The organism is Vallicoccus soli (assembly GCF_003594885.1).
GTDB lineage: Bacteria > Actinomycetota > Actinomycetes > Motilibacterales > Motilibacteraceae > Vallicoccus > Vallicoccus soli.
In genome coordinates this window covers 242668-252544 of record NZ_QZEZ01000007.1, presented here as the reverse complement: position 1 = coordinate 252544, position 9877 = coordinate 242668, and the positions used below count along the sequence as shown (strand labels likewise).

The window sequence follows — 9877 nt, the reverse complement described above, 5'->3', positions numbered from 1 at the left end:
CGAGGTGATCACCTTGACCACGTTCCCGATCTCCACCGACGACTCGCCCAGCTTCGCCACGGTCGCGTTGGTGGTCTCGGCGACGCCGACGGCCTGCGCCGCGACGCGCGCCGCCTCGTTCGCCGAGTGGGCGATCTCGCGGATCGACGCGCCCATCTCCTCCGAGCCCGTCGCCACCGTCTGCACGTTGCGCGAGACCTGCTCGGCCGCCGCGGAGACCGCGTCGGCCTGCGCCTGCGCGTCGCGGGCCGAGGCCCCGATCTGCCCGGACGTCGCGGCCATCTCCTCCGCCGCCGCGGCGAGCGAGCTGGCCGAGGAGTCGATGGTGTGCATGGCCGTGCCGAAGGACTGCAGGGCGGTGTTGACCGCGGTGGCGACCTGCGCGACCTCGTCCGTGCCGCGGGCCTCGAGCCGCACCGACAGGTCGCCGGCGGCGACCTTGTCCAGCGAGGCGACGGCGCTGCGCAGCGGGCGGGTGATCGAGCGCGTGACCAGGAACGCGGTGCCCAGCAGGGCGAGCAGCCCGAGGCCCGTGGCCAGGTACGTCGTGCGCCGCACCTGCGTGAAGACGCCGTGCAGCTCGACGTCGTCGCGCGCGAGGTCGGCGGTGAGCACGGCCCCCGCCTCCTCGAGGACCGCGTCGCTCTTGTCGTTGGCGGCCTGGATGCCCGAGTAGTCGGCGCGGGCCGCGGCCTGGTCGGCCACGGCGCCCTCGACGACCGCGCGCAGCTCCTCGACGTAGGTCCTGCTCGCCGCCTGGATCGCCGCGACCTGGGCCTCCGCGGCCGCGTCGAGCTCGAGCGCCGCGAGCTCCTCGACGAGCGCCTTCGCCGTCGCGGTGTCCTCCTCGAAGTCCGCCACCGGCTCCGCCGGGTCGGCGGCGACGAGCGACTTGTACGCGTCCACCTTGAGCTCGCTCGCCCGGGTGTCGAGCTGCGCCGCCAGCTGGCGCGCCGTCGCCGACGCCGAGAGCCTGTCGTACGTGCGGTCGATCTCCGTGACGCCGCGCACCGCGACGATGCCGAGCACCAGGGTCAGCAGCAGCCCCAGGCTCGCGAGGACCGCGAGCTTGCGGCCCACCGTCCAGCTGATCCTGCTCATGTCGTCTCCCGTCTCGCGGCGCCGGCGGGGGCGCACGTCCTGCAGGTCCTATCGGCGGCGGGCGCCCGGGCTTGAGCCCGTGACGCACCGGAGGCCGGGCCCCTGGCGGGACCCGGCCTCCGGTGCTGCTCGGTGCGGCTGCTCGGTGCGGCTGCTCGGCGCGGCTGCTCGGCGCGGCTGCTCGGCGCGGCCGGTCAGGCGGCCTCGACCGCGCGGTCGACGTCGAGGGCCAGCAGGAGCGCGCCGTCGAGCTTGTACGCGCCCCGCAGCAGGTCGCGGCCGGGCCCGCTGAGGGTGTCCGGCGGGACCTCGAAGTCCTCCTGGTCGACGTCGATGACGTCGCCGATGCTGTCGACCAGCAGGCTGAGCACCTCGTCGTCGACGCGGACCACGACGTTCATCGGCTCCTCGCCGCCCGGCCGGGGCGGCAGCGCCATCCGCTGGCGCATGTCGAGCGCGGTGACGACCTGTCCGCGCAGGTTGATGAGGCCGGCCACGGCCACGTCGGCCTGCGGCACCGGGGTGATGCGCTGGTGGCGCAGCACCTCCTGCACGCGCTCCACCTCGAGGCCGAGGAGGTACTCGCCGAGCCGGAAGGTGGCGAACTGCTGGGTGCTCATCGGTAGCTCAGCTCCTCGTACGCGTCGCGGTGGGCGCCGGCCCCGTCCTCGCCGGCGAAGAAGTGCGGGTCGGCCGCGAGGATCGCCCGGCGGACGTCCAGCAGCTCGGTGACCCGGGACTGGATGACCGCCGACCCGAGCAGGCCGTGGTCGTCGATGTCGCTGCGGGCCTCGACCGCCTCCTCGACGATGTCGAGGATCTGCTCGACCACGAGGGCGACGCTGCGCCGCCCGTGCGCGTAGACGACGACCGAGACGGTGTCGGCCTCCTCGCCGTAGCCGGCGCCGAGGTGCGAGGCCAGGCGCAGCAGCGGGATGATCTCGCCGCGGTAGCGCACGACCTCGCGGCTGCCGACGTGCTCGATCTCGGCGACCGGGAACTCCTCCAGGCGCGTGACCATGTCGAGCGGGATCGCCACCCGGCGGTCGCCGCCGACCGCGGCGACGAGGAAGCGGTCCACCCCGGACTGCGCCGCGCTGGCGACCGCGGCCGCGCCGGCCACGGCGCCGGCCTCGCCGCGCAGGGAGCGCTGCGCCACCGACTGCACGTCGAGGATGAGGGCCACCCGCCCGTCGCCGAGCACGGCCGCCCCCGAGTAGAGGTCGGCGCCCTTGAGCCGGGCGCTCAGCGCCTTGACGACGATCTCCTCGGTGTTGAGGACGCGGTCGACGACGAGGCCGAAGGTGCGCCCCTCGGAGTGCAGGACCGCGATGACGAGGCCCTCGTCGTCGGTGCGCCGGCTCGGCAGGCCGAGGACCTCGTCGAGGCGGACCAGCGGGAGCAGCCGGCCGCGCAGGCGGTACACCGCAGCGCCCGAGATCTGCTCGATGGCGGTCCTCGCCCGCTCGGCGTCGACCGACACGAGCTCGACGAGGCTGATCTGCGGGATCGCGTACCGCTCGCCGCCGCACTCGACGGTGAGGGCCGGCACGATCGCGAGGGTCAGCGGGATGGTGAGGCGGAACGTCGAGCCGCGGCCCGGCACCGAGTCGATGTCGACGGTGCCGCCGATCTTCTCGATGTTCGTCTTCACCACGTCCATGCCGACGCCGCGGCCGGAGACGTTCGTGACCTTCTCCGCGGTGGAGAAGCCGGGGCGGAAGACGAGGTGGACGACCTCGCGGTCGCTCATCGCCGCGAGCTGCGCCTCGGTCACCAGGCCGCGCTGCAGCGCCTTGGCGCCGACCCTCGCCGGGTCGATGCCGGCGCCGTCGTCGGCGATCTCGACGATGACGCGCCCACCCTCGTGGAAGGCGCGCAGCTGCAGGGTGCCGTTCGCCGGCTTGCCCGCGGCCACCCGGGCGTCCGCCGCCTCGATGCCGTGGTCGACCGCGTTGCGCACGATGTGCGTCAGCGGGTCCTTCACCGCCTCGAGCAGGGTCCGGTCGAGCTCGGTGTCCTTGCCGACCATCTCGAGGTCCACGCGCTTGCCGAGGCTCGCGCTGAGGTCCCGCACGACGCGCGGCAGCTTCGACCAGACGTGGTCGATGGGCTGCATGCGGGTCTTCATGACCCCCTCCTGCAGCTCCGCCGTCACGAGGTTGAGGCGCTGCAGCATCCGGGTCATCGCGACGTCGCGCTGCCCGGCGGCGTGCTGGACGACCTGGTTGCGGGTGAGCACGAGCTCGCCGACGAGCAGCATGAGCTGGTCGAGCAGGTCGACGTCGACGCGGATGGTGCTGTCGGCGACGCTGCGCTTGGCCACGTGCTCGTGGTCGTCGTGCTCGGCCGGGGCCGGGGCCGCGGCGGCCTTCCCGGGGGCCTTCCCGGGGGCCTTCGCAGCGGCCTTCGCGGGGGCCTTCGCGGCGGCCACGGCGGGGACCGGGGCGGCCGGCTCCTGCGCCGGCTGCTGCGGGACCTCCTCGTGCGGCACCGCGTCCTGCACGACGTCCTGCACGACGTCCTGCACCGCGTCCTGCTGCACGGTGTCCTGCACCGGGGCGGGGGCCGCCGCCGGGGCGGGCGCCGCGGCGGGAGCGCCGCCGGCCGGGGCGTCGAGGCACGCCTGCACGGCGGCCACGGCCGCGGTGACGTCGACGTCGCCCTCGGTGCCGTCCTGCTCGATCGCGTCGAGGAGCGCGCGGACCGTGTCGACCATGCGCAGCAGCGCGTCGGTCGACTCCGGCGTCATGCGCAGCACGCCGTCGCGCAGCCGGCTGAGCAGGTTCTCGCCGACGTGGGCGACCTGCTCGAGCCGGCCGAAGGCCAGGAAGCCGCTCGTGCCCTTGATGGTGTGGATCGTGCGGAAGATGCTCGAGAGCAGCTCCCGCGAGTCCGGCTCCTGCTCGAGCGCCACCAGGTCACGGTCGAGCTGGTCCAGGTTCTCGTGGCTCTCCACGAGGAACTCCTGGACGATCTCGTCCATGTCGTCCACTGCGTACCTCCGCTGTCGGCCCGTGCCCTTGGCAGAGGGACCATCGGCGGGGACCGCGCGGATCTTGAGGCGGATCCGGGGACGCTGCCCGGACCGCCCCGCGGGGCGCCCCCCGGGACCTCCCGGGGACGCCCCGCCCGGGCGTCAGGCGCCGGGGGCGCCGCCCTCGGGGGTGCGCTGCTGGGGCACGCCCTCGAGCAGGGCGCGGACCTCGGCCTCGCGGTAGCGGCGGTGCCCGCCGAGGGTGCGGATGGACGTGAGCTTGCCGGCCTTCGCCCAGCGCGTGACCGTCTTGGGGTCGACGCGGAACATCGAGGCCACCTCGGCCGGGGTGAGCAGCGGCTCGCTCTCGGGGGTGCGCGTGGACATCGTGGGCCCTCCTCCACGGGTCCGACTGTTCGGACCCTTGCCCCATGGTGCCCGTACGCGGCCTTGCCGGGAATGGCCCGCACGGACCATCCCCCCGCGGCCGCCCGGGCTACGGCGCTGCCTAGGGTGTCCGCGGCCGGGCGCAGCGTCGCGCCCGGCACCCGTACGGAGGTGATCGTGGCGTCCTCCCCCGCCACCACGGTGCTCGGGCCCGGCGGCCCGGGCCACGAGCAGGTCGTGCTCTGCCAGGACCGGTCGAGCGGGCTGCGGGCGATCGTGGCGCTGCACAGCACGGCCCTCGGGCCCGGCCTCGGCGGCACGCGCTTCCACCCCTACCCGAGCGAGGACGCCGCCCTCGCCGACGTGCTCGACCTGAGCCGCGGGATGTCGTACAAGAACGCGCTCGCGGGGCTGGACCACGGCGGCGGCAAGGCGGTGATCATCGGCGACCCGCGCCGGGACAAGACCGAGGCGCTGCTGCGGGCGTACGGGCGGTTCGTGCAGTCGCTCGGCGGGCGGTACGTCACCGCGTGCGACGTGGGGACGTACGTCGAGGACATGGACGTGGTCGCGCGCGAGACGCGCTTCGTCACCGGCCGCTCCGAGCACAGCGGCGGGGCGGGCGACTCGTCGGTGCTGACGGCGTACGGCGTCCTGCAGGGCCTGCGGGCCAGCGCCGAGCGCGCCTGGGGCTCGGCGTCGCTCGCGGGGCGGACCGTCGGCGTGGCGGGGGTGGGCAAGGTGGGCCGGCACCTCGTCGGGCACCTCGTCGCCGAGGGCGCCCGGGCCGTCGTCACCGACGTCGACGCGGGCGCGGTGCAGCGGGTGCTCGCCGCGCACCCCGGCGTCGAGGTGGTGCCGGACGCGGCGGCGCTGGTGCGCGCGGACCTCGACGCGTACGCCCCCTGCGCGCTCGGCGGCGCCCTCACGGACGAGGTCGTGGAGGTGCTGCGGGCGCGCGTCGTGTGCGGCGGGGCCAACAACCAGCTGGCGCACCCGGGGGTCGCCGACGCCCTCGCCGAGCGGGGCGTGCTCTACGCGCCGGACTTCGTCGTCAACGCCGGCGGCGTGATCCAGGTCGCGGACGAGGTGGACGGCCCGGTGCCCGAGCGCGCCCGGGAGCGGGCCGGGCGCATCTTCGCGACCACGCAGCGCGTCTTCGCGGTCGCGCAGGAGCACGCGACGACCCCGGTGGCGGCCGCCGAGCACCTCGCCGAGGAGCGCATGGCCGGCGTCGCGCGCCTGCGCGACGTCTGGCTGCCGCGGGGGTGAGCGCCCCCACGGACCCGGCCTCGCGCCGGATGTGCCGTGAGGCGGGCCGGACCTGTACCGTGGGGCCCACGACGAACGCCGGACATCCCGGGGTCGCCCTGTGCCGGCCACCCCGTTGACGCATGAGGGGGTCGAGCCATGGGGCGCGGCCGGGCCAAGGCCAAGCAGACGAAGGTGGCTCGGGAGCTCAAGTACAGCTCCCCGTCCACGGACCTCACCGCGCTCCAGCGCGAGCTGTCCGGGACGAAGGACGAGCCCCGCACCACCTCCCCCGCCGTCGATGACGACGACGGCTACGGGGACTACGACGACCGCTGGGCGTCCTCGAGCTGACGCGCAGCGCACCAGGCCCGTCCGGCCCCGCCGGGCGGGCCTCGTCGTGCCCTGCGCCGTGGCGCGCGTCCGGCTGAGCGGTCCTGCTCGGTCTCCCTGGACCCCGTGGGGCGGGCGCACGGGTGTCGGCCGAGCCGTGCCCGCACCGCTCAGGCGTGCCCCGTCCCGTGCGGCTCCGGGCGCCGCAGGCGCGGCGGCAGGGGCTCTGCGGCGCGCCGCAGGACCGCGACGCCGGCTGCACGGACCAGCGCCGGAGCACTGCGTGGTCACGGCCGGGCGGCTGCATGATCACGGTCGGGCGGCTGCATGATCGCCGCCGGGGAAGCGCGTGATCGGCGCCGAGGGGTTGCATGATCGCCGCCGGGGGAGCGCATGATCGGCGCCGAGGGGCGCGTGATCGGCGCCAGGGGCGCGTGATCGCGGCGGGGCGGGTCAGGCGGGGTGGGTGCCGACGAGCTCGGCCGTGCCCGCAGCCCCCGGCGTACCCGCAGCACCCGGGGTGCCCGCAGCCCCGGCAGTCCCGTCGGTCGTGGTGACGGTGCCGGCGACCCAGGCGTCGACGCCGCGGGCGCGCAGGAGGGCGAGGGCGGCGTCGGCGGCGGCGGGGGCGACGACGGCGACCATGCCGACGCCGGTGTTGAGGGTGCGCTCGACCTCGGCCTGCGCGACGCCGCCGACCTCGGCGACGAGGCCGAAGACGGGGGCGGGGGTCCAGGTGGACCGGTCGACGACGGCGTGCAGGCCGGCGGGGACGACGCGGGCGAGGTTGGCGGCGAGGCCACCGCCGGTCACGTGGCTCACCGCGTGCACCTCGACGGCGTCCGCGAGGGCCAGGACGTCCTGCGCGTAGATGCGGGTGGGCTCGAGCAGCTCCTCGCCGAGGGTGCGCCCGAGCTCGGGGACGTCGCGGTCGAGGGCCCAGCCCGCGCGCTCCAGCAGGACGTGGCGCACCAGCGAGTAGCCGTTGGAGTGCAGGCCGCTGGAGGCCATGGCGACGAGGACGTCACCCGCGCGCACCCGCTCGGCGCCGAGCAGCCGGTCGGCCTCGACGACGCCGGTGCCGGCGCCGGCGACGTCGTACGCGTCGGGCTCGAGCAGGCCGGGGTGCTCCGCGGTCTCGCCGCCGACGAGCGCGCAGCCGGCCCGGACGCAGCCCTCGGCGATGCCGCGCACGACGGCCGCGATCCGCTCGGGGACGACCCGCCCGCAGGCGACGTAGTCGGTCATGAAGAGCGGCTCGGCGCCGCAGACGACGAGGTCGTCGACGACCATGCCGACGAGGTCGATGCCGATGGTGTCGTGCACGTCCATCCGCCGGGCGACCTCGACCTTGGTGCCCACGCCGTCGGTGGACGTGGCGAGCAGCGGGCGGCGGTAGCGGGCCAGGGCCGAGGCGTCGAAGAGCCCGGCGAAGCCGCCGAGCCCGCCGACGACCTCGGGGCGGGTGGCGCGGGCGACCGACGCCTTCATGAGCTCGACGGCGCGGTCGCCGGCCTCGATGTCGACCCCGGCGGCCGCGTACGTCACCGGCTGCGTCACGGGCGCCGCACCGCCTCGGCCGCGCCGCCGGCGGGCACGAGCGGGACGAGGCCGAAGCCCCCGCCGCACCCGTCCACGAGGTCCTCGGCGGCGGTGTCGTCGGGCACGCCGACCGGGTACGTCCCGTCGAAGCACGCCCGGCAGAGCTGCTCCTTGGGCTGCTCCGACGCCTCGACGAGCGCGTCGAGCGAGATGTGCGCGAGCGAGTCGGCGCCGATCGAGGTGCGCACCTCGTCGACCGAGAGCCCGGAGGCGATGAGCTCGGCGCGCGAGGCGAAGTCGATGCCGTAGTAGCAGGGCCAGGCGACGGGCGGGCTCGAGATCCGCACGTGCACCTCGCGGGCCCCGGCCTCGCGGAGCATGCGGATGAGCGCCCGCTGGGTGTTGCCGCGCACGATCGAGTCGTCGACGACGACGAGCCGCTTGCCGGCGATGACCTCGCGCAGCGGGTTGAGCTTGAGCCGGATGCCGAGCTGGCGGATGGTCTGCGACGGCTGGATGAAGGTGCGCCCCACGTACGCGTTCTTCACCAGGCCGGTGCCGTAGGGGATGCCCGAGCCCTGGGCGTAGCCGATCGCGGCGGGGGTGCCGGACTCCGGCACGGGGATGACGAGGTCGGCCTCGACCGGCGCCTCGAGCGCGAGCCGGCGCCCGACCTCGACGCGGGACGCGTGGACCGAGCGGCCGGCGATGCGGGTGTCGGGGCGCGCGAGGTAGACGTACTCGAAGAGGCAGCCCTTGGGCCGGGCATCGGCGAAGCGCGAGCTGCGCAGCCCGTGCTCGTCGACGGCGACGAGCTCGCCCGGCTCGACCTCGCGCACGAACGACGCGCCGACGATGTCGAGCGCCGCGGTCTCGCTGGCCACGACCCAGCCCCGCTCGAGCCGGCCGAGGACCAGCGGGCGGATGCCCTGGGGGTCGCGCGCGGCGTAGAGCGTCGACTCGTCCATGAAGACCAGCGAGTACGCCCCGCGCACCTGCGGCAGCACCTGGCGCGCGGCCTCCTCGACCGGCAGGTCGGGGTAGGCCGCGAGCAGACCGGTGAGCACGTCGGTGTCGTTCGTCGAGCCCATCGCCTCGCCGAGCGGGACCTCGCCGGTGAGGTCGGCCTCGCGGCGGGCGGCGAGGAGCCGCGCGAGCTCGCGGGTGTTGGTGAGGTTGCCGTTGTGGCCGAGGGCGAGCGCGCCCGTCGCGGTCGAGCGGAACGTCGGCTGCGCGTTCTCCCACACGCTCGACCCGGTCGTGGAGTAGCGGCAGTGGCCGACGGCCACGTGCCCGCGCAGCGCCTCGAGGTGGGACTCGTCGAAGACCTGCGAGACCAGGCCCATGTCCTTGTAGACGAGGATCTGCGAGCCGTTGCTCACGGCGATCCCGGCGGACTCCTGCCCGCGGTGCTGCAGCGCGTAGAGCCCGAAGTAGGCGAGCTTGGCGACCTCCTCGCCGGGCGCCCAGACCCCGAAGACGCCGCAGGCGTCCTGCGGGCCGCGCTCGGCGGGGTCGAGGTCGTGCGTCAGCCGGCCGTCGCCACGTGTCACGCGGGGAGTCTACGGGCCCGGGGGCGCCTCACCGGCCGCGCCGCGACCGCCCCGCCCGCCCCGCGCGCTCGGCGCGCCGCTCGAGCCCGACGGCGACGAGGCCGCCGAGCAGGCCGCCGACGACCGCGAGGAGCAGCCCCAGGTAGAGGACGACGCTGCTCGGGGAGAAGCCCTGCACCTGGGGCCGTACGGCGGCCAGCACCAGCGCGAGGACGACCCCCGCGACGGCGCCGGTGCCGATGAACGCCTCGTAGCGGGGTCGCCGCCTGCTCGCCGGGGTCACCCGACCACGGTACGAGGGGCGGGGGCGGGCGGCACGACGGGCACCCGCGCGGAGAGGTCGCTGCGCTCCCCCGACGCCGTGAGCCGGCCGGAGGCCCGCGCGGCCGCCCACTCCTCGCGCCCGGTCGCGACCAGGATCCAGGTCACGGGGTCCGCCTCGACGACGTTGGGCGGGGTGCCGCGGGTGTGCCGCGGCCCCTCGACGCACTGGGCGACGCCGTACGGCGGGACGCGCACCTCCACGCTGCGCCCCGGGTGGCGGGCGGAGAGCTCCTCGAGGAGGTGGCGCACGGCCGTGCGGGCGTCGGCGCGCTCGGGCTCGGCGCCCGCGTCGAGCGCGGCGAGGGCGCGGACGAGGGCGGCGCGGCCCTCCTCGGGGTCGGTGCGGCGGCGGGGTGGCACCCCTCCGGTGTACCCGACGCGCGCGGCGGGTGTTTCGCGGGGGGCCGCC

10 protein-coding genes are annotated in these 9877 nt (G+C 75.9%); 2 read left to right on the top strand and 8 right to left on the bottom strand.

Annotation, left to right across the window (positions count from 1 at the left end):
• The 4 genes from D5H78_RS15265 to bldC all read right to left on the bottom strand — a co-directional run.
• On the bottom strand, nucleotides 1-1101 hold a 1101-nt coding region (locus D5H78_RS15265), incomplete at its 3' end, for a HAMP domain-containing protein (RefSeq protein WP_133412077.1).
• Nucleotides 1102-1295: 194 nt separating this feature from the next.
• A complete protein-coding gene (locus D5H78_RS15260) occupies nucleotides 1296-1721 on the bottom strand; it encodes a chemotaxis protein CheW (RefSeq protein ID WP_119951341.1) in 426 nt (141 codons plus the stop codon).
• A complete protein-coding gene (locus D5H78_RS15255) occupies nucleotides 1718-4096 on the bottom strand; it encodes a chemotaxis protein CheW (RefSeq protein ID WP_119951340.1) in 2379 nt (792 codons plus the stop codon). Before D5H78_RS15255 ends, D5H78_RS15260 begins: the two co-directional genes overlap by 4 nt.
• Before the next feature lie 144 nt (nucleotides 4097-4240).
• Entirely contained in the window at nucleotides 4241-4465 is a 225-nt protein-coding gene (gene bldC, locus D5H78_RS15250) for a developmental transcriptional regulator BldC (RefSeq protein ID WP_119951339.1), read from the bottom strand.
• A gap of 174 nt (nucleotides 4466-4639) precedes the next feature.
• Here bldC and D5H78_RS15245 point away from each other — a divergent pair, with 174 nt between their 5' ends.
• Both D5H78_RS15245 and D5H78_RS15240 read left to right on the top strand, forming a co-directional pair.
• Nucleotides 4640-5737: a Glu/Leu/Phe/Val family dehydrogenase gene (locus D5H78_RS15245; RefSeq protein WP_425472964.1), complete on the top strand. Its 1098-nt coding sequence runs from the start codon at nucleotides 4640-4642 to the stop codon at nucleotides 5735-5737.
• 138 nt (nucleotides 5738-5875) lie between these two features.
• Nucleotides 5876-6070 carry a DUF3073 domain-containing protein gene (locus tag D5H78_RS15240; protein WP_119951337.1) on the top strand — a complete coding sequence of 65 codons (195 nt, stop codon included), beginning with the start codon at nucleotides 5876-5878 and terminating at the stop codon, nucleotides 6068-6070.
• Between the two features lie 432 nt (nucleotides 6071-6502).
• Here the strand turns inward: D5H78_RS15240 and purM are convergent, their stop codons facing one another.
• The 4 genes from purM to D5H78_RS15220 are packed head-to-tail and all read right to left on the bottom strand — an operon-like array spanning nucleotide 6503 to nucleotide 9828.
• On the bottom strand, nucleotides 6503-7609 hold the full coding sequence (gene purM / locus D5H78_RS15235) for a phosphoribosylformylglycinamidine cyclo-ligase (protein WP_119951336.1): 1107 nt from the start codon (nucleotides 7607-7609) through the stop codon (nucleotides 6503-6505).
• Nucleotides 7606-9144: an amidophosphoribosyltransferase gene (purF, locus tag D5H78_RS15230; RefSeq protein ID WP_119951335.1), complete on the bottom strand. Its 1539-nt coding sequence runs from the start codon at nucleotides 9142-9144 to the stop codon at nucleotides 7606-7608. Before purF ends, purM begins: the two co-directional genes overlap by 4 nt.
• 28 nt (nucleotides 9145-9172) lie before the next feature.
• Nucleotides 9173-9427: a hypothetical protein gene (locus tag D5H78_RS15225; RefSeq protein ID WP_119951334.1), complete on the bottom strand. Its 255-nt coding sequence runs from the start codon at nucleotides 9425-9427 to the stop codon at nucleotides 9173-9175.
• Nucleotides 9424-9828 carry a sterol carrier family protein gene (locus tag D5H78_RS15220; RefSeq protein ID WP_119951333.1) on the bottom strand — a complete coding sequence of 135 codons (405 nt, stop codon included), beginning with the start codon at nucleotides 9826-9828 and terminating at the stop codon, nucleotides 9424-9426. Before D5H78_RS15220 ends, D5H78_RS15225 begins: the two co-directional genes overlap by 4 nt.
• Nucleotides 9829-9877 lie beyond the last annotated feature (49 nt).